This window comes from Pseudomonas sp. TUM25319, assembly GCF_056388475.1.
The window spans coordinates 301117-318498 of the sequence record NZ_CM150751.1 but is presented as its reverse complement, the minus strand read 5'-3'; the positions used below and the strand labels follow the sequence as shown (position 1 = coordinate 318498).

Here is a 17382-nt window from a genome sequence, read left to right as displayed (position 1 = left end):
GCCATGACCGAGTTGTCCCAGGTGTCGGTCACCGCACTGAAAGGCGTCGGCGAAGCTATGGCCGAGAAGCTCGCCAAGGTCGGTCTGGAAAACCTCCAGGACGTGCTGTTCCACCTGCCCCTGCGCTACCAGGACCGCACCCGTGTGGTCCCTATCGGCGCACTGCGTCCGGGCCAGGATGCGGTAATCGAGGGCGTGGTCAGCGGTGCCGATGTGGTCATGGGCCGACGCCGCAGCCTCGTCGTGCGCATGGGTGACGGCAGCGGCGTACTGAGCCTGCGCTTCTATCACTTCAGCAATGCCCAGAAAGAAGGCCTCAAGCGCGGCACGCACCTGCGCTGCTACGGCGAGGCCAGGCCTGGCGCCTCGGGGCTGGAGATCTACCACCCGGAATACCGTGCCCTCAATGGCAGCGAGCCGGCACCACCGGTGGACCAGACCCTCACCCCGATCTACCCGACCACCGAGGGCCTGACCCAGCAACGCCTGCGTCAGTTGTGCCAGCAGAGCCTGGACATGCTCGGTCCGCGCAGCCTGCCGGACTGGCTGCCCGAAGAATTGGCCCGCGACTATCACCTCGGGCCGCTGGACGAAGCCATTCGCTATCTGCACCAGCCCCCGGCCGATGCCGATGTCGACGAGCTCGCCGAAGGCCAGCACTGGGCCCAGCACCGCCTGGCGTTCGAAGAACTGCTCACTCACCAGTTGTCCCAGCAGCGTCTGCGGGAAAGCATGCGTACGCTGCGGGCGCCGGTGTTGCCCAAGGCCAGGCGACTGCCGCAGCAGTTTCTCGCCAACCTCGGCTTCCCGCCCACCGGCGCCCAGCAACGGGTCGGCAACGAAATCGCCTACGACCTCAGCCAGCACGAGCCCATGATGCGCCTGGTTCAGGGCGATGTCGGCGCGGGCAAGACCGTGGTCGCCGCCCTCGCCGCGCTACAGGCCCTGGAAGCCGGTTATCAGGTGGCGCTGATGGCGCCCACCGAGATTCTTGCCGAACAGCATTACCTCACCTTCAAGCGCTGGCTCGAGCCACTGGGCATCGAAGTCGCCTGGCTGGCCGGCAAGCTCAAGGGCAAGGCGCGCACGACGGCGCTGGAGCAGATCGCCGGCGGCACGCCGATGGTGGTCGGCACCCACGCGCTGTTCCAGGAAGAAGTGAAATTCCACAACCTGGCACTGGCGATCATCGACGAACAGCACCGTTTCGGTGTCCAGCAGCGCCTGGCCCTGCGCCAGAAAGGCGTTGGCGGCCGTTTCTGCCCGCACCAGCTGATCATGACGGCGACACCGATCCCGCGGACGCTGGCCATGAGCGCCTATGCCGACCTCGACACCTCGATCCTCGACGAGCTGCCGCCCGGCCGGACGCCGGTCAACACCGTGCTGGTGGCCGACAGCCGGCGCTTCGAAGTGGTCGAGCGCGTCCGCGCCGCGTGTGCCGAGGGACGCCAGGCCTACTGGGTCTGCACCCTGATCGAAGAGTCCGAGGAGCTGACCTGCCAGGCGGCGGAAACCACCTTCGAAGAGCTTTCCAGTGCCCTTGGCGAACTTCGCGTGGGGCTGATCCACGGACGCATGAAGGCCGCCGAGAAGGCGGCGGTAATGGCCGAATTCAAGCAGGGTCATCTGCAATTGCTGGTGGCCACCACGGTGATCGAAGTCGGTGTCGACGTTCCCAACGCCAGTCTCATGATCATCGAAAACCCCGAGCGCCTGGGCCTTGCGCAACTGCATCAGTTGCGCGGCCGGGTCGGGCGCGGCAGTGCGGTAAGCCACTGCGTGCTGCTGTACCACCCGCCGCTATCGCAGATTGGCCGCGAGCGCCTGGGGATCATGCGCGAGACCAATGACGGTTTCGTCATCGCCGAGAAGGACCTTGAACTGCGCGGCCCGGGCGAAATGCTCGGTACCCGGCAGACCGGCCTGCTGCAATTCAAGGTCGCCGACCTGATGCGCGATGCCGACCTGCTGCCCGCCGTGCGCGACGCTGCCCAGGCTCTCCTGGCGCGTTGGCCCGACCACGTCAGCCCGCTGCTCGATCGCTGGCTGCGCCATGGCCAGCAATATGGCCAGGTGTGACGTGGTCGGCGGAATGGGATCCAGTCGGCGTGCCAGGCTGGTTATACTCTTGCCACTGTAAAGAATTTGGATACAGACCATGATTGAAGTTGCCCTCGAACCCGCAACCCCACAGGTTCCGTCTGTTATCCGGCTGCTGCTCGAGAAGCTGGGCGTCGCCTACCGCGAAGTGCCCGAACACCCGCAGTTGCCGCCCGAAACCCGCATTCAGGCCGTCCTGCTGGACGACTCGGTCGGCGCCCTGATGGTGCTGTTCCCGCAGAGCCAGCTCCTGGACCTCAACCGCCTGACCGAGCTGACCGGACGCAAGCTGGTTGCCGTGCCCCTGGATCGCCTGCAGCACATGCTCGACAAGCATGGGCTGCGGATCCTGCCCGGCATTCCGGCCCTGACCAGCTCACCGTGCCTGTACGAGGAAAGCGTGCTCAAGCCCGAGCACATCCTGGTGCAGTCGGGCGAAGCGGGTCTGCTGCTGGAAATCCAGCGGGATGACTTCCGCAAGATGCTCAGCAAGGCAAGCGCCGGTCAGTTCGGCGAGCTGCTGAGCCAGATCCGCCCCAACCTCGACCGCCCGGCGGATGACCGCGACGAGATCATCCACGCCGTCAACGAATTCACGGCCCGGCGCATCCAGCAACGCCTGGAGTCCACCATCGAGATCCCGCCCCTGGCGGAAACGGCGCAGAAAATCATCAAGCTGCGGGTCGACCCCAATGCCACCATCGATGACATCACCGGCGTGGTGGAAACCGACCCCGCACTGGCCGCCCAGGTGGTCAGCTGGGCAGCGTCGCCCTACTACGCCTCGCCCGGCAAGATCCGCTCGGTGGAAGACGCCATCGTCCGCGTACTGGGCTTCGATCTGGTCATCAACCTGGCGCTGGGCCTGGCACTGGGCAAGACCCTGAGCCTGCCCAAGGATCACCCGCAGCACACCACGCCGTACTGGCAGCAGTCGATCTACACGGCGGCAGTGATCGAGGGGCTGACCCGCGCCATGCCTCGTGCCGAGCGCCCCGAGGCCGGCCTCACCTACCTGGCAGGCCTGCTGCACAACTTCGGCTACCTGTTGCTGGCCCATGTATTCCCGCCGCACTTCTCGCTGATCTGCCGGCATCTGGAGGTCAATCCGCACCTGTGCCACAGCTACGTCGAGCAGCACCTGCTGGGCATCAGCCGCGAGCAGATCGGCGCCTGGCTGATGCGCTTCTGGGACATGCCTGAAGAGCTGGCCACCGCCCTGCGTTTCCAGCACGACCCGTCCTACAGCGGTGATTACTCGGCCTTCCCGAACCTGGTGTGCCTGTCGGTACGACTGCTGCGCGCACGCGGCATCGGCTCGGGACCGGACGAACCGATTCCCGACGAGTTGCTGGAACGCCTGAGCATCAGCCGTGAGAAAGCCGAGGACGTGGTGCACAAGGTGCTGGAAGCGGAAACCATGCTGCGCGAACTGGCCTCGCAGTTCAGCCAGCACTGATACCGGCTGTCGCGAAAAAGCCTGGCCCCTGGGGGTCAGGCTTTCTTTTTGGGCTTGAGATACTTCATCAGACCCTGGAACCAGATCACCAGGGCCGGGTTGCCCTTGATCTGAATCGTCTTGTCCTGAATCCCCTGCATGAACGCCAGTTGCTTGTTCTTCGCCTGAAGGGTCTCGAAGCCGAACGCAGCGTCCTTGAAGGCGATGGCGAACGCCGGTGCCGGATGGGTGCCGCCACTGCTGCTGATACGCTCGTTCTTGACGACAAAATGCCGCGCGGCCTTGCCGTCGAGGGTCTGCAGCTGGAATACCAGATCCTTGTCCTTCAATTGCTGCTGGAAAGCCGGATTGTTGCGACTGGCCCGGGCCATCAGCAGACCCATGGCCCAAAGGAGAAAGCGAAACTTCATTGATGCGCCTCGGCGAAAATGTGACTGGCGCGCGCAGTTTATCCTTTTAGTGAACGAAAGCCACAAAACAAAACGGGCATCCCTTGGGATGCCCGTTCCGACTGCGTTTCAGCGACGTCACTTCGACGGATTGACACTGTCCCTGAGGTTTTTGCCTGGCTTGAATGCAACGGTGTTGCTGGCCTTGATCTTCACAGGCTCACCGGTCTGCGGGTTCTTGCCCTGACGAGCCCCCCGGTGACGTTTCTCGAAGGTCCCGAAGCCGACCAGGGTCACAGTATCTTTATCCAGAGCGCCGGTGATGGAGTCGAGGATGGCGTTAAGCACCTCGTTGGCCTTGTCTTTGGTCAGGTCAGCCTTCTCGGCGATCACTGCGGCGAGTTCGGGTTTACGCATGGTGAAGCCCCTTTTGACGGAATTTTTTGTTGTTATGCCGTGCTGCCTTTCACAGGCAGCGCCCAAGGCACCGCAGGCTCTAGCCTGCGGCAGACGGAAGTGAGGATGGCACGGCCTCGGAGGGCGCGCCAGTATCCATACGGACATTGTGCGAACAATGGGGGGATAAATCCGACAGAACGCCCGCCATTTAGGCCATCAGTGGCGGAAGCTGGCGATTGAGCGCCAGTTTTTCCATTACCGCTATGCCGGTGAGCGCATAGCCGAGCAGTTGCCCTTGTTGATCGTGGCAAAGCACTTTCAGATCGCCGCCCTGCCCCTCGACCGTCCAGACGCCCTCGCGGCCAAGCGGCGCAGGCGACACCACCAACGGGCACGCCGGCGTCTTCACGGTGATGGGCATCGGCCCGTAGGCGACTGCGGTCGGATTACCCGACAGCGTCTGTGCCAAGGCACGGGCCCCACCCATCAGCGGCATGACATACAGCAGGTTCAGCCCATCCACTTCGGCACAGTCGCCCACAGCGTAGATGTTGGCGTGAGAGGTGCGCAGATGACGGTCAACCACCACCCCGCGATTGACCTGCAGCCCTGCGGCGGCGGCAAGATCAGTGCGCGGCTTGAGTCCGACCGCCGATACCACCAGGTCACAACCGATCACCGTGCCATCCGACAGGTGCGCCTCCAGTGCATCGCCCACCCGCTGCAGACGGTTCAGCACCGGCCCGAGGTGGAAACGCACGCCGAGGCCTTCGAGGCCCGCCTTGACTGCCGCGGCGGCCGCAGGATGCAACAGCGTCGGCATGACCTGCTCGCACGGTGCTACCACGTCCACCTCGAAGCCGCCCAGGCTCATGTCGTTGGCAAATTCGCAACCGATCAGGCCGGCGCCGAGGATCAGCACCCGACGCTTGCCGGCGGCAGCCGCACGAAAACGCGCGTAATCCTCGAGATCGTTGATGGGGAATACCCGATCGGCGGCGTCGCCCTGTAGCGGAACCCGCACGGTTTCAGCGCCCCAGGCCAGCACCAGGTCACGGTAGCGCACCTGTTCTTCGCCGATCCACAGGCGCTTGTGGCCGGGATCGATACCGCTGATACGGGTATGGGTGCGGATTTCGGCCTTCAGTTGCTCGGCCATGGCCCCTGGTTCGGCCATGCTCAGGCCATCGGCATCCTTGTTCTTGGCAAAACCGGTAGACAACATCGGCTTGGAATAGGAGCGGCCGTCATCGGCACTGATCAGCAGCAACGGAGTCTCGCCGTCGAGCTTGCGAAATTCGCGCGCCAGGTTGTAACCCGCCAGTCCGGTGCCGATTATCACTACGGGATCGGTCATGCCTTGCTTGTCCTTGATGGGATGAAAAAACAGATCAGCCGATGGCGATCATCTCGAAATCGGATTTGCCTACGCCGCAATCCGGGCACAGCCAGTCCTCGGGCACATCTTCCCAGCGCGTCCCAGGCGCGATGCCGTCATCCGGCCAGCCCTCGGCCTCGTCATAGATCAGGCCGCAGACCACACATTGCCACTTCTTCATCGTCGTTCTCCTCACATTCCAGGCCAGGCGCGATCGTTATGCGTCGATCGTCAGCAGGGCTTTGTACTGACGCAGGCCTCGGGATGCAAGTTGCCGAGGGCAAACATGCTAAGCTCGGCGCCTCTCTGGCCTGTAACCCTTTACCTACCGTGCCATACGAATCGTCGCAATTTCCCGCTGCCCAATGGATGCAGCATTCGCCGCAACTTGCCGCGAAAACGCCCGCGCGGGTCCTCGACTGGTTGTTCGACCAAGGCTCCCTCACCCGCCGCCTGACCCGGCTTAGCGCTGATCACTTTACCGTCACGCCCCTTTTCGAAGGCTGGCAGCCCTTGCGCCTGGACGAATGCCAGGCCCTCGGCCTGCCTGAAGGCAGCGAAGGCTGGGTGCGCGAGGTGTACCTGCGCGGCCACGGCGAACCCTGGGTATTCGCCCGCAGCGTCGCCGGACGCGACGCTCTGCGCGCCGATGGCCTGGATCTGGAAGCGCTGGGCAGTCGCTCGCTGGGCGAGCTGCTGTTCTGTGACCGCGGTTTCAACCGCCAGGCCCTCGAGGTCTGTCATTACCCGGCGCAGTGGCTGCCGACCGAGCAGGCCGCCAGCGGGCTGTGGGGCCGTCGCTCGCGTTTCGACCGCGGCGCACTGGGCCTGCTGGTGGCCGAAGTCTTTCTGCCCGCCCTGTGGCACGCCACCGAAGCCTTCCAGGAGGCTCACTGATGTACCTGAACCTGCTCAAGTCGCTCAATCGTCTGCATCCCCGGGCCTGGGACTTCCTCCAGCTGAGCCGCATGGACAAGCCGATCGGCATCTATCTGCTGCTCTGGCCGACCCTGTCGGCGGTATGGATCGCCGGCAACGGCTCGCCGAGCCTGGCCAATGTGCTGATCTTCCTGTTCGGCGTGGTGCTGATGCGCGCCGCCGGCTGCTGCATCAACGATTTCGCTGACCGCAAGGTGGACGGCCACGTCAAGCGCACCGCCGAACGCCCGCTGGCCGCCGGCCGGATCAGCAGCCGCGAGGCCCTGGCGCTGTTCGCCTTGCTGGTGGGCGTGAGTTTCCTGCTGGTTTTGTGCACCAATGCCAAAACCGTGTACCTGTCGTTCGGTGCGGTAGCGCTGGCGGCCTGCTATCCCTTCATGAAGCGCTACACCTACTACCCGCAGGTGGTGCTGGGGGCGGCATATTCGTGGGGCATTCCGATGGCGTTCACTGCGGCCAATGGCGAGCTGCCGGCCATCGCCTGGCTGCTGTATATCGCCAACCTGCTGTGGACCGTGGGGTATGACACCTATTACGCGATGGTCGACCGCGACGACGACCTCAAGATCGGGGTGAAGTCCACCGCCATCCTGTTCGGCGAGGCGGACCGCACCATCATCGTGTCGCTGCAAGGGGCTTCGCTGCTGTGCCTGCTGCTGGCAGGCAACCAGTTCGACCTGGGCGGCTGGTTCCACCTCGGCCTGCTGGGGGCGGCGCTGTGCTTCGCCTGGGAGTACTGGTCGACCCGCAGCCTGGCGCGGGAAGCCTGCTTCAAGGCATTCCTGCACAACCACTGGGCGGGGTTCATCATTTTCGTCAGCATCGTGATCGACTACGCGACCCGCTGATCCGCATCAGGCGGCAGTCCGGTGTGGGAGCGGCTTCAGCCGCGACGGCTGCGCCGCCGATCGCGGCGGTCCGGCGTTCCGGTGAATCCGCTCCCACAAGAGGCATGCCAGGCCTCCCGCGGGTTTCAGGGCTTGGCCACGTGCCAGACGTCCTTCATGCCATCGCCGGTCATGTCCCCGGCTTTCTTGTCCTTGACGAAGGTGTACAGCGGCTTGCCGTCGTAGGCCCACTGCATGCTGCCGTCATCGCGCTTGATCTGCGTCCACTTGCCGTCGGCCTTTTCGTCACCCTTGACCATCAGCGGTGGCCAGTTCTTGGCGCACTCGCCGTTGCACATGGACTTGCCGCCCGCATCCTTGTCGAAGGTGTAGAGCGTCATGCCGGCGTGATCGACCCACATGCCATCTTTCTCCATGGCATGGTGGGCGAACGCCATTCCTGGGACTGCGAGGGCGGCACAGAGCGTCATCCAGTTCAGCGTATGTCGTGTCATTGGATTCACCGTCAAATCTCGGGATCGGGATTTAAAAGCCTAGCTCAGTAACAGAATGTTGCTGCAACGGCCCACGACCTGTCACACGACTGCAATAATTCCGTTATCTAATGCGGGCCAAGACACCACAGGCTGGGGAGAGGTTTGAGCATGGTTGGCAGGAACATTCTGATCGTTGACGACGAAGCGCCAATTCGCGAGATGATCGCCGTTGCATTGGAAATGGCCGGCTATGACTGCCTCGAGGCCGAGAACTCGCAGCAGGCCCACGCCATCATCGTCGACCGCAAGCCGGACCTGATCCTGCTGGACTGGATGCTGCCAGGCACCTCCGGCATCGAACTGGCCCGCCGCCTCAAGCGCGACGAACTGACCAGCGACGTGCCGATCATCATGCTCACCGCCAAGGGTGAGGAAGACAACAAGATCCAGGGCCTGGAGGTCGGCGCCGACGACTACATCACCAAGCCATTCTCGCCCCGCGAGCTGGTCGCCCGCCTCAAGGCCGTGCTGCGCCGTACCGGCCCGAGCGATGGCGAGGCACCGATCGAAGTCGGCGGCCTGCTGCTCGACCCGATCAGCCACCGCGTGACCATCGACGGCAAGCCCGCCGAAATGGGCCCTACCGAATACCGTCTGCTGCAGTTCTTCATGACCCACCAGGAACGCGCCTACACCCGCGGACAACTGCTCGACCAGGTCTGGGGCGGCAACGTCTACGTCGAAGAGCGCACCGTCGACGTGCATATCCGCCGGCTGCGCAAGGCGCTGGGTGATGCCTACGAAAATCTGGTACAAACCGTGCGCGGAACGGGCTACCGTTTTTCGACCAAAAGCTGAAACCCGTTTCAAGCTTCAAGCTGCAAGCCTCAAGTAGAAGCAAGAGCCGGCCTGCGTCGGCTTGAAGCCTGGGGGCATACTGTCTCACGAAGAGCGAAAGTATTAGACGATCCGCTTCATTCTTGCAGCTTATAGCTTGCAGCTTGAAGCTGATCCGCAAGGATCCCGAAGTGAACCAGAACTGGCACGGCACCCTGATTCGCCATCTGCTGCTGCTGATCACCGTCTGCCTGCTGGTCGGGCTGGTCAGTGGCCATTACGGCTGGGCCCTGGCCGCAGGCCTGGCCCTCTACCTGGGCTGGACCCTCAAGCAGATGCTGCGCCTGCACCAGTGGCTGCAGGAACACAAACCGGACGAGCCTCCGCCGGACGGCTACGGCCTGTGGGGCGAGATCTTCGACAGCATCTATCACCTGCAACGCCGCGACCAGCGCGTGCGTGGCCGTCTGCAAGCGGTCATCGACCGTGTCCAGGAGTCCACCGCCGCGCTGAAAGACGCGGTGATCATGCTCGACAGCGAAGGCAACCTGGAGTGGTGGAACCGCGCCGCGGAAACCCTGCTCGGGCTCAAGACGCCTCAGGACGGCGGCCAGCCGGTGACCAACCTGGTTCGCCATCCGCGCTTCAAGGAGTACTTCGATCAGGAGAACTACCTGGAACCGCTGGAAATTCCGTCGCCCATCAGTGACCGCCTGCGCATCCAGTTGTACATCACCCGCTACGGCAACAACGAACATCTGATGCTGGTGCGCGACGTCACCCGCATCCACCAGCTGGAGCAGATGCGCAAGGACTTCGTCGCCAACGTCTCCCATGAGCTGCGTACCCCGCTGACCGTGATCGCCGGCTACCTGGAAACCCTGCTGGACAACGTCGAGGACGTGAATCCGCGCTGGAAACGGGCACTGCAGCAGATGCAGCAGCAGGGCGGACGCATGCAGACCCTGCTCAACGACCTGCTGTTGCTGGCCAAGCTTGAAGCCACCGACTACCCGTCGGACAACCACCCGGTGGCCATCGACAGCCTGCTGCAATCGATCAAGGGCGATGCCCAGGCCCTGTCAGGGCAGCGCAACCAGCGCATCACCCTCGAAGCCCAGCCCGGCCTGCGCCTCAAAGGGAGCGAGGCGGAACTGCGCAGCGCCTTCTCCAACCTGGTGTTCAACGCCGTGAAGTACACCCAGGACGAGGGCAACATCCGGATTCGCTGGTGGGGCGACGAGCAGGGCGCGCACCTGAGCGTGCAGGATTCAGGCATCGGCATTGACGCCAAGCACCTGCCGCGCCTGACCGAGCGTTTCTACCGGGTCGACTCCAGCCGCGCCTCCAACACCGGTGGCACGGGCCTTGGCCTGGCGATCGTCAAGCACGTGCTGTTGCGCCACCGCGGTCGCCTGGAAATCAGCAGTGTCCCCGGCCATGGCAGCACCTTTACCTGCCATTTCGCCGCCGTTCAGGTCGCGGGAGAAAAGCTTCACTGATCCAGCGCACTTTGCATTTGGGTTCTCAGCCGCTACATTGGCGGACCGGTGCCAGCATGAGCTGGCATCTTTTTTCTCCCCCTTTCAAAAAGACGGACCCCGTAAAACTCCATCATGGACCCTTCCTCTAGTATCTCCCTCGCGTCTCTTTTCGCCGATTTCGGCATGATTCTCTTCGCTCTGCTGCTGGTCTTGCTCAACGGCTTCTTCGTAGCCGCCGAGTTCGCCATGGTCAAACTGCGCTCGACCCGCGTCGAGTCGATCGCCGAGCAGCACGGCTGGCGCGGCAGCATCCTGCGCACCGTACACAGCCAGCTGGACGCCTACCTGTCCGCCTGCCAACTGGGTATCACCCTCGCTTCGCTGGGCCTGGGCTGGGTCGGCGAGCCCGCCTTCGCCCACCTGCTGGAACCCTTGCTGGCCGCGGTCGGCGTGCAATCGCCGGAAATCATCAAGGCCATTTCGTTCTTCAGCGCCTTCTTCGTGATTTCGTACCTGCACATCGTGGTCGGCGAACTGGCCCCCAAGTCGTGGGCGATTCGCAAACCCGAGCTGCTGTCGCTCTGGACCGCCGTGCCGCTGTACCTGTTCTACTGGCTGATGTACCCGGCCATCTACCTGCTCAACGCCAGTGCCAACGCCATCCTGCGCATTGCCGGCCAGGGCGAACCCGGTCCGCACCACGAGCACCATTACAGCCGTGAAGAGCTCAAGCTGATCCTGCACTCCAGCCGTGGCCAGGACCCGAGCGACCAGGGCATGCGCGTGCTGGCCTCGGCGGTGGAAATGGGCGAACTGGAAGTGGTCGACTGGGCCAACTCCCGGGAAGACATGATCAGCCTCGACGCCAACGCGCCGCTGAAGGAAATCCTGGCGATGTTCCGCCGCCACAAGTTCAGCCGCTACCCGGTGTACGACGCCGAACGCGGCGAATTCGTCGGCCTGCTGCACATCAAGGACCTGCTGCTGGAGCTGGCGGCGCTGGACCACGTGCCCGAGTCCTTCGACCTGGCCGAACTCACCCGTCCGCTGGAGCGTGTGTCCCGGCATATGCCGCTGTCGCAGTTGCTGGAGCAGTTCCGCAAGGGCGGCGCGCATTTCGCCCTGGTCGAGGAAGCCGACGGCAAGGTCATCGGCTACCTGACCATGGAAGACGTGCTGGAAGTGCTGGTGGGCGACATTCAGGACGAACACCGCAAGGCCGAGCGCGGCATCCTCGCCTATCAGCCAGGCAAACTGCTGGTACGGGGCGACACGCCGCTGTTCAAGGTCGAGCGCCTGCTGGGCCTGGACCTGGACCATATCGAGGCGGAAACCCTCGCCGGCCTGGTCTACGAGACCCTCAAGCGGGTTCCGGAGGAGGAAGAAGTGCTGGAAGTCGAAGGCTTGCGCATCATCATCAAGAAGATGAAAGGGCCGAAGATCGTCCTGGCCAAGGTCCTCAAGCTGGACTGATGCGCCTCAGGGGTTGCCGGCGGTGAAGTTCGGCAACCCGCCCACGGGCTGGTTGAACTGGTAGGGAATCGACTCCACCGCCAGCCCGACATTGCGCTGCACCACGAAATGCAGGTGCGGCGCAGTGCTCCGCCCAGTGTTCCCCGACCGCGCCAGTTGCGTACCGTACGCCACCTGTTGTCCTTCCCTGACCACCACCGAGCCGCGCATCAGGTGCAGGTACACGCCCATGGTGCCGTCGTTGTGCAGGATCCTCACGAAGTTGCCGGAGGGCTGCGTACCCCGCCCGCTCTGGCGATTCTCTACCTTGACCACTACACCGGGGCGCGCGGCGATGATCGGCGTGCCCTCGGGCATGGCGATGTCCATCGCGTAGCGCCCTTTCGGACCGAAGTGACTGAAGCGGCCATTGGGGCCTTGAGTGAGTCGGAACGGACCGCCACGCCAGGGCAGCGGGTAACGATAGGCCTGCGGGCGCTGGGCGGGATCGCCGAGGGCGGTTCGAAACTTCTCCCGATAGGTCACCGGCTTGCCTGGCTGCAGGGCCGCCACGCTGGTGAGTGCCACCGTGGCGCGCGGGCCCACGACCCGTCGCACCACGCGAGGCCCGGCGTCACGGGCATTGGCGAGACGCTCCAGGCGCAACTCCACCTCCACCGGCGCGAACAGCTCGTTGTACACGGAGAAATGCACACCACCGGCGTGGGGGGTGGCCTGAAGATGCACCTGACTGTCGAGTTGCTCGACCATCTGGTCCCGGAAAACGAGAGGCCGTGCTCCGGGCATCGGCCGATCGGAATAGGACACCACACCGTAGGCATCGGTGTGCTTGTAGATGGTCATGGCCAGAGCCGGCCCGGCGCAGAACAGCAAGGCGCAGAACAGCAGCAGGCGGGACGGCATGACTAATGGCCTTCTGACAGTTTTGCTTTGTCGAAGACTAGCAGCCAGTGTTCGTCGCGCAGGACCGCAAGTGTTTCAGGAGGGTTCCAGACGATCAGCGGTGGCAATTTGCCGCCAGACGGTTCGCCGACCGGCTTCGGTCGGCGAAGGACACAGGATCAAGCTCCGGGAATGTACTGCTTCTGCGCGGTGCCACGGGCGATCAGGCGCGACAGGTAGTCGAGCTTCTGCGCATCCTGGTCGACGAAGCGGAAGATCAGTTGCAGCCAGTCGCTGTCGGGCTTCGGCTCAAGCGCCGCTACCGAGTGCAGGTAGCCGTTGAGGCGGGCGATTTCCGAGGTCTCGCCCTGTTCGAGATCGAGTACCGCGCCTTCCAGCACCTGCGGCAGCGCTTCACTGCGGCGAACCACCAGCGACGCTTCCTTGAGGGTCAGGGCCTTGATGATGCAGGGCTGAATGCCACTGGACAGGCGCAACTGGCCCTGACCACGACCTGTCGGGGTCGCTGGCTGTGCCGGAGGCGTCGGTGCGTTCACCAACGGTTTGACGGCAGGCGCAGCCGCCGGCGTGCTGGCCGCGACTTGCTCGGCTTTGCCGCTGGTCAGCGCCGACAGCGAGTCGTTGGCGAAACCGGTGGAGGATCGGGCGGGGCCGCCAGCCATGGCTGCGTCAAGCTTGCCGACCTTGGCCAGGGCTTTCTTCACTTTGGTCAGCAATTGTTCGTTGGTGAAGGGCTTGCCGACATAGTCGGAAACGCCGGCCTGAATCGCCTGGATCACGTTTTCCTTGTCGCCACGGCTGGTGACCATGATGAAGGGCAGCGTCTTCAGCGCGTCCTGCTGGCGGCACCAGGTCAACAACTCAAGGCCCGACATTTCCGGCATCTCCCAGTCGCACAGCACCAGGTCGAAGACTTCACGGGTCATCAGGGTCTGGGCCTTGCGCCCGTTGACCGCATCTTCGGTGACCATGCCCGGGAAATAGTTGCGCAGGCACTTTTTCACCAGGTCGCGGATGAACGGCGCGTCATCCACCACAAGAACACTGACTTTACTCATCGCCACTCCTTCCAGAACCCGGCTAGCATAACGTTGACTGATGGCCATTTGCCAAAACTTCGGTCACGCCGGGACACATCTCAATTCGTTCGCGGGTGCCTTCTCTTGCGCTGCCGCAAACGAAAACGCCCGGCCATGAGCCGGGCGTCAGTTCTCGGGGCAGTCTTATTTATCGTCAGATTCGCCCGGAACATTAGGCATTTCGACGCCTTGCACTTCTTCTTTCATGCGTTTGAGGCCCAGGTGACGCACATCGGTGCCGCGCACCAGGTAAATCACCAGTTCCGAGATGTTGCGCGCGTGGTCGCCGATACGCTCCAGCGAACGCAGTGCCCAGATGACGCTCAGCACCCGCGAGATCGAGCGCGGGTCTTCCATCATGTAGGTCACCAGCTCGCGCAGGGCGGTCTTGTATTCGCGGTCGATGGTCTTGTCGTACTGGGCCACCGACAACGCCAGGTCGGCGTCGAAGCGGGCAAAGGCGTCCAGCGCATCGCGAACCATGTTGCGCACCTGGTCGCCGATGTGGCGAACCTCGACGTAGCCACGGGGCGACTCGCCTTCTTCGCACAACTGGATGGCGCGGCGGGCGATCTTGGTGGACTCGTCGCCGATGCGCTCCAGGTCGATCACCGACTTGGAGATGCTGATGATCAGGCGCAGGTCGGACGCGGCCGGCTGGCGACGGGCGAGGATGCGTACGCACTCCTCGTCGATGTTGCGTTCCATCTGGTTGATCTGCTCGTCGACTTCGCGCACTTGCTGGGCCAGGCCCGAGTCGGCCTCGATCAGCGCGGTGACCGCGTCGTTGACCTGCTTCTCCACCAGGCCGCCCATGGCCAGGAGATGGCTGCGCACCTCTTCGAGCTCGGCGTTGAACTGCTGGGAGATGTGATGGGTGAGGCTGTCTTTATCGATCATGCTTTCGCTCCGCGAAGAAGCTTTCAGCTACAAGCTGCAAGCTTCAAGTCATTCGTGTAGTCCCTGGGTCCACCTTCTTGCCGCTTGAAGCTCGCAGCTTGAAGCTGTCGCGCCTCGCGCGACTAGCCGTAGCGACCGGTGATGTAGTCTTCGGTCTGTTTCTTGGCCGGGTTGGTGAACAGGGTATCGGTATCGCCGAATTCGACCAGTTTGCCCATGTACATGAACGCGGTGTAGTCCGAAACCCGGGCCGCCTGTTGCATGTTGTGGGTCACGATGACGATGGTGTACTTGGACTTCAGCTCGTAGATCAGCTCCTCGACCTTCAGGGTCGAGATCGGGTCCAGTGCCGAGCACGGCTCGTCGAGCAGCAGGACTTCCGGTTCCACGGCGATGGTACGGGCGATCACCAGACGCTGCTGCTGACCACCGGACAGGCCCAGCGCCGAGTCGTGCAGGCGGTCTTTGACTTCGTCCCACAGGGCTGCGCCCTTCAGTGCCCACTCGACGGCTTCGTCGAGCACGCGCTTCTTGTTGATGCCCTGGATGCGCAGGCCGTAGACCACGTTCTCGTAGATGGTCTTGGGGAACGGGTTCGGCTTCTGGAACACCATGCCGACGCGACGGCGCAGCTCGGCGACGTCTTCGCCCTTGCGGTAGATGTTGTTGCCGTAGAGGTTGATCGCACCCTCGACGCGGCAGCCATCGACCAGATCGTTCATCCGGTTGAAGGTACGCAGCAGGGTGGACTTACCGCAGCCGGACGGGCCGATGAAGGCGGTCACGCGCTGTTTGGGGATGTTCATGCTGACGTCGAACAGGGCTTGTTTCTCGCCGTAGAACAGGCTCAGGCCCGGCACTTCGATCGCCACGGTTTCTTCAGCCAGGCGCAGACTCTGTTTGTCGCGACCCAGGGCCGACATATCGATGCCGTGGGCGTGGGATTCATGCTGCATGGTCAGACTCCATACGCTATCAATTTCGTTTCATCGAGCCGCCCGGCGCTCGGCACGGGCGGCACTTGCAGATAAGGGTGTGCGGATCAGCTATCCAGCGCCTTGTACTTCTCGCGCAGGTGGTTGCGGATCCAGACCGCCGACAGGTTCAGCGTGGCGATGACCAGCACCAGCAACAGCGCGGTGGCGTACACCAGCGGCCGTGCGGCCTCGACGTTCGGGCTCTGGAAGCCGACGTCATAGATGTGGAAGCCCAGGTGCATGATCTTCTGGTCCAGGTGCAGGTACGGGTAGTTGCCGTCCACCGGCAGCGATGGCGCCAGTTTCACCACACCCACCAGCATCAGCGGCGCCACTTCACCGGCGGCACGGGCCACCGCGAGGATCATGCCGGTCATCATCGCCGGGCTGGCCATCGGCAGGACAATCTTCCACAGCGTCTCGGCCTTGGTCGCGCCGAGGGCCAGGGAGCCTTCGCGCACGGTCCGCGGGATACGCGCCAGACCTTCTTCGGTCGCCACGATCACCACCGGTACCGCCAGCAGTGCCAGAGTCAGCGATGCCCAGAGCAGGCCCGGAGTACCCAGGGTCGGCGCCGGCAGTGCCTCGGGGAAGAACAACCGGTCGAGCGAGCCACCCAGCACATAGACGAAGAAGCCCAGGCCGAATACGCCGTAGACGATCGCCGGAACACCGGCCAGGTTGTTCACCGCGATGCGGATCAAGCGGGTGACCGGGCCCTGGCGGGCGTATTCACGCAGGTAGACCGCTGCCAGCACGCCGAACGGGGTCACGATCACGGCCATGATCAGGGTCATCATCACCGTACCGAAAATGGCCGGGAAGATACCGCCTTCGGTGTTGGCTTCACGCGGGTCGTCGCTGAGGAATTCCCAGACCTTGGCGAAGTACACGCCCAGCTTGGTGAACAGGCCCATGCCGTTCGGCTGGTAGGCGTGCACCACCTTGCTCAGGTTGATCTCGACTTCACGACCGTTGCCGTCGCGGGCAACCAGGCTGTCGCGGGCGAAGTCCTGGTGCAGGCTGCCCAGACGCTCTTCGATGGCCTTGTAGCGGTTGTTCAGCTCGGCGCGCTCGGATTCGATATCGGCCTGGGCGGCGGCGTCCAGCTTGCCTTCCAGTTCCAGCTTGCGGCTGTGCAGACGCAGGCGCTCCAAACCATGGTTGATGGCGCCGATATCTTTCTTCTCGAGGGACTGCAGGTCACCGGCCAGCTTCTCGGAGCGAGCCAGGCGGTTCTGCAGTTCGGTCCAGGCAGCCTGGCCCTCGGCAACGACCTTGCCGTTTTCCTTGACGCTGACCAGGTAGCCGTAGAAGTTGCCCCACTCGCGGCGCTCCAGGGCGATCAGGTCGGCCGGGGTCTGCTGCTCGGTCAGCCATTCGCCGACGACCCAGGTGAAGTCGCTGCCATTGAGGTCGCGGTTACCCACCTTGATCAGCTCGCGGGTCATGAATTCCGGGCCGTCATCCGGAACCGGCAGGCCAGCCCCTTTCAGACGCGCACGCGGTACTTCTTCCTTCTGTACCACCTCGCCGATCACAACGTGCGCGGGTTGGCCCGGCACGGTGTAGTTGGCTTGCAACAGGTCGGCCGGCCAGAAATGGCCCAGGCCACGGACGGCGATAACAGCGAGCAGGCCGACGGTCATGATGACCGCGATGGCCACCGAGCCACCGCTTATCCAGACGCCTGGGGCGCCGCTCTTGAACCAGCTTTTGAGGGAATCCTTTTTCACGG

At 63.6% G+C, this 17382-nt stretch carries 17 protein-coding genes; 7 read left to right on the top strand and 10 right to left on the bottom strand.

What is annotated here, in order from left to right:
- Positions 1–3 precede the first annotated feature (3 nt).
- Positions 4–2082 (top strand): ATP-dependent DNA helicase RecG, encoded by a 2079-nt coding sequence (gene recG, locus AC05QJ_RS01455; RefSeq protein WP_476745237.1) that lies wholly within the window; start codon positions 4–6, stop codon positions 2080–2082.
- Between the two features lie 79 nt (positions 2083–2161).
- The gene (locus tag AC05QJ_RS01450; RefSeq protein ID WP_476745236.1) at positions 2162–3562 is read left to right on the top strand and encodes an HDOD domain-containing protein; all 1401 of its coding nucleotides are present in this window, start codon (positions 2162–2164) and stop codon (positions 3560–3562) included.
- A 35-nt stretch (positions 3563–3597) separates the two neighbouring features.
- Here AC05QJ_RS01450 and AC05QJ_RS01445 read toward each other — a convergent pair whose 3' ends face one another.
- The 4 genes from AC05QJ_RS01445 to AC05QJ_RS01430 all read right to left on the bottom strand — a co-directional run bounded on the left by AC05QJ_RS01445 (position 3598) and on the right by AC05QJ_RS01430 (position 5909).
- Positions 3598–3972 (bottom strand): helicase, encoded by a 375-nt coding sequence (locus AC05QJ_RS01445; protein WP_476745235.1) that lies wholly within the window; start codon positions 3970–3972, stop codon positions 3598–3600.
- A 117-nt stretch (positions 3973–4089) separates the two neighbouring features.
- Entirely contained in the window at positions 4090–4368 is a 279-nt protein-coding gene (locus AC05QJ_RS01440; protein WP_476745234.1) for an HU family DNA-binding protein, read from the bottom strand.
- Positions 4369–4558: 190 nt separating this feature from the next.
- On the bottom strand, positions 4559–5707 hold the full coding sequence (locus tag AC05QJ_RS01435; protein ID WP_476745233.1) for an NAD(P)/FAD-dependent oxidoreductase: 1149 nt from the start codon (positions 5705–5707) through the stop codon (positions 4559–4561).
- Between the two features lie 34 nt (positions 5708–5741).
- Positions 5742–5909, bottom strand: a complete 168-nt coding sequence (locus AC05QJ_RS01430) for a rubredoxin (protein WP_476745232.1) — start codon at positions 5907–5909, stop codon at positions 5742–5744.
- A 188-nt stretch (positions 5910–6097) separates the two neighbouring features.
- Between AC05QJ_RS01430 and AC05QJ_RS01425 the strand changes: the two genes are divergently transcribed.
- Positions 6098–6625 (top strand): chorismate lyase, encoded by a 528-nt coding sequence (locus AC05QJ_RS01425; RefSeq protein ID WP_476745231.1) that lies wholly within the window; start codon positions 6098–6100, stop codon positions 6623–6625.
- Positions 6625–7515, top strand: a complete 891-nt coding sequence (gene ubiA, locus AC05QJ_RS01420; protein ID WP_476745230.1) for a 4-hydroxybenzoate octaprenyltransferase — start codon at positions 6625–6627, stop codon at positions 7513–7515. Before AC05QJ_RS01425 ends, ubiA begins: the two co-directional genes overlap by 1 nt.
- 125 nt (positions 7516–7640) lie before the next feature.
- Here the strand turns inward: ubiA and AC05QJ_RS01415 are convergent, their stop codons facing one another.
- Positions 7641–8009: a COG4315 family predicted lipoprotein gene (locus AC05QJ_RS01415; protein ID WP_476745229.1), complete on the bottom strand. Its 369-nt coding sequence runs from the start codon at positions 8007–8009 to the stop codon at positions 7641–7643.
- 150 nt (positions 8010–8159) lie between these two features.
- Between AC05QJ_RS01415 and phoB the strand changes: the two genes are divergently transcribed.
- From phoB to AC05QJ_RS01400, 3 genes are all read left to right on the top strand, one after another.
- Positions 8160–8849 carry a phosphate regulon transcriptional regulator PhoB gene (phoB, locus tag AC05QJ_RS01410; RefSeq protein WP_476745228.1) on the top strand — a complete coding sequence of 230 codons (690 nt, stop codon included), beginning with the start codon at positions 8160–8162 and terminating at the stop codon, positions 8847–8849.
- A 170-nt stretch (positions 8850–9019) separates the two neighbouring features.
- Entirely contained in the window at positions 9020–10330 is a 1311-nt protein-coding gene (gene phoR, locus AC05QJ_RS01405) for a phosphate regulon sensor histidine kinase PhoR (RefSeq protein WP_476745227.1), read from the top strand.
- Between the two features lie 114 nt (positions 10331–10444).
- Positions 10445–11785 carry a hemolysin family protein gene (locus AC05QJ_RS01400; protein ID WP_476745226.1) on the top strand — a complete coding sequence of 447 codons (1341 nt, stop codon included), beginning with the start codon at positions 10445–10447 and terminating at the stop codon, positions 11783–11785.
- Positions 11786–11791: 6 nt separating this feature from the next.
- On the opposite strand, the gene AC05QJ_RS01395 is transcribed toward AC05QJ_RS01400, so the two are convergent.
- The 5 genes from AC05QJ_RS01395 to pstA form a co-directional block, all read right to left on the bottom strand.
- On the bottom strand, positions 11792–12688 hold the full coding sequence (locus tag AC05QJ_RS01395; RefSeq protein ID WP_476745225.1) for a peptidoglycan DD-metalloendopeptidase family protein: 897 nt from the start codon (positions 12686–12688) through the stop codon (positions 11792–11794).
- A 158-nt stretch (positions 12689–12846) separates the two neighbouring features.
- A complete protein-coding gene (locus AC05QJ_RS01390; protein WP_476745224.1) occupies positions 12847–13746 on the bottom strand; it encodes a response regulator in 900 nt (299 codons plus the stop codon).
- Positions 13747–13911: 165 nt separating this feature from the next.
- Positions 13912–14667 carry a phosphate signaling complex protein PhoU gene (phoU, locus tag AC05QJ_RS01385; protein ID WP_476745223.1) on the bottom strand — a complete coding sequence of 252 codons (756 nt, stop codon included), beginning with the start codon at positions 14665–14667 and terminating at the stop codon, positions 13912–13914.
- Positions 14668–14789: 122 nt separating this feature from the next.
- On the bottom strand, positions 14790–15623 hold the full coding sequence (pstB, locus tag AC05QJ_RS01380) for a phosphate ABC transporter ATP-binding protein PstB (RefSeq protein WP_476745222.1): 834 nt from the start codon (positions 15621–15623) through the stop codon (positions 14790–14792).
- A gap of 86 nt (positions 15624–15709) precedes the next feature.
- On the bottom strand, positions 15710–17380 hold the full coding sequence (gene pstA / locus AC05QJ_RS01375; protein ID WP_476745221.1) for a phosphate ABC transporter permease PstA: 1671 nt from the start codon (positions 17378–17380) through the stop codon (positions 15710–15712).
- Between the last annotated feature and the right edge of the window lie 2 nt (positions 17381–17382).

What these genes read in the sequence shown, in the direction of transcription:
- recG (WP_476745237.1), top strand. Translation starts at nt 4, where the DNA reads ATGACCGAGTTGTCCCAGGTGTCGGTCACCGCACTGAAAGGCGTCGGC.
- AC05QJ_RS01450 (WP_476745236.1), top strand. Translation starts at nt 2,162, where the DNA reads ATGATTGAAGTTGCCCTCGAACCCGCAACCCCACAGGTTCCGTCTGTT.
- AC05QJ_RS01445 (WP_476745235.1), bottom strand. Translation starts at nt 3,972, where the DNA reads ATGAAGTTTCGCTTTCTCCTTTGGGCCATGGGTCTGCTGATGGCCCGG.
- AC05QJ_RS01440 (WP_476745234.1), bottom strand. Translation starts at nt 4,368, where the DNA reads ATGCGTAAACCCGAACTCGCCGCAGTGATCGCCGAGAAGGCTGACCTG.
- AC05QJ_RS01435 (WP_476745233.1), bottom strand. Translation starts at nt 5,707, where the DNA reads ATGACCGATCCCGTAGTGATAATCGGCACCGGACTGGCGGGTTACAAC.
- AC05QJ_RS01430 (WP_476745232.1), bottom strand. Translation starts at nt 5,909, where the DNA reads ATGAAGAAGTGGCAATGTGTGGTCTGCGGCCTGATCTATGACGAGGCC.
- AC05QJ_RS01425 (WP_476745231.1), top strand. Translation starts at nt 6,098, where the DNA reads ATGCAGCATTCGCCGCAACTTGCCGCGAAAACGCCCGCGCGGGTCCTC.
- ubiA (WP_476745230.1), top strand. Translation starts at nt 6,625, where the DNA reads ATGTACCTGAACCTGCTCAAGTCGCTCAATCGTCTGCATCCCCGGGCC.
- AC05QJ_RS01415 (WP_476745229.1), bottom strand. Translation starts at nt 8,009, where the DNA reads ATGACACGACATACGCTGAACTGGATGACGCTCTGTGCCGCCCTCGCA.
- phoB (WP_476745228.1), top strand. Translation starts at nt 8,160, where the DNA reads ATGGTTGGCAGGAACATTCTGATCGTTGACGACGAAGCGCCAATTCGC.
- AC05QJ_RS01400 (WP_476745226.1), top strand. Translation starts at nt 10,445, where the DNA reads ATGGACCCTTCCTCTAGTATCTCCCTCGCGTCTCTTTTCGCCGATTTC.
- AC05QJ_RS01395 (WP_476745225.1), bottom strand. Translation starts at nt 12,688, where the DNA reads ATGCCGTCCCGCCTGCTGCTGTTCTGCGCCTTGCTGTTCTGCGCCGGG.
- AC05QJ_RS01390 (WP_476745224.1), bottom strand. Translation starts at nt 13,746, where the DNA reads ATGAGTAAAGTCAGTGTTCTTGTGGTGGATGACGCGCCGTTCATCCGC.
- phoU (WP_476745223.1), bottom strand. Translation starts at nt 14,667, where the DNA reads ATGATCGATAAAGACAGCCTCACCCATCACATCTCCCAGCAGTTCAAC.
- pstB (WP_476745222.1), bottom strand. Translation starts at nt 15,623, where the DNA reads ATGCAGCATGAATCCCACGCCCACGGCATCGATATGTCGGCCCTGGGT.